This is a genomic window from Candidatus Symbiopectobacterium sp. NZEC135 (assembly GCF_025962695.1).
Genome location: NZ_JAGFPF010001006.1, coordinates 1 through 782, shown reverse-complemented (window position 1 = coordinate 782; position 782 = coordinate 1). Strand labels below are relative to the sequence as shown.

Below are 782 nucleotides of genomic sequence, written 5' to 3'. Positions count from 1 at the left end.
GCTGCCTTCTCTGCTGCAAGCGAAAAAAGCGCAAAAGCGCGCCAAACTGTTGCAATATGCAGAACGCGTGTGGGATTTGCGTGAAGGTAGCGAAGAGCAGCGGATCGATGGCGCTATCGCGGCCACGCGTGCGTTCTTCGAGAAAATGGGCGTACCCACCCACATGGCGGATTACCAATTGGATGGCAGCACCATCCCGACGCTGGTGTCCAAACTGAAAGAACACGGTATGACGGCGCTCGGGGAACACGCTGATATTACGCCGGAAGTGAGCCAGAAGATCTACGAGCGGCACGTTAAGCGCCGCCCCTCATTGCTGTGTCTGCGAAGGGAGCCACTGGCTCCCTTTGTCATAGCGGTATATCAGGCGAGTACGGCCAAATCTGCCGCATTAAATCCACGCAAGGACGCCGTCTGACCCGACTGGACTTTTTCTGCCCAGTGCGCATCAGAAAGCAGAACACGCCCTACGGCGATCAGGTCAAACTCGTCCCGTTCCATACGCGTGTAAAGGTTATCCAGCGCCGCAGTACCAGAGCCTTCACCGCCGAAGGCGGCAAAGAAGTCAGAGGTTAACCCCACCGACCCGACGCTGATGGTGGCCGCACCGGTTAATTTCTTCGCCCAACCGGCAAAATTCAACCCTTGCTCGCCGTCAATCTCCGGGAACTCCGGCTCCCAGAAGCGACGTTGAGAGCAGTGCAGAATATCAGCGCCCGCGTCAACCAACGGTGCCAGCCACTCCGTCATTTCTTGCGGTGAGGTTGCCAGACGGGCTTTAT

The 782-nt window shown here is 57.4% G+C and carries 2 pseudogenes; one reads left to right on the top strand and one right to left on the bottom strand.

The features are described 5' to 3' along the window. Positions 1-289: pseudogene (locus J5224_RS32065) on the top strand (iron-containing alcohol dehydrogenase); the annotation flags it as partial. 74 nt (positions 290-363) lie between these two features. On the opposite strand, the pseudogene J5224_RS32060 reads toward J5224_RS32065, so the two are convergent. Beyond that, a pseudogene (locus J5224_RS32060) lies at positions 364-782 on the bottom strand (12-oxophytodienoate reductase); the annotation flags it as partial.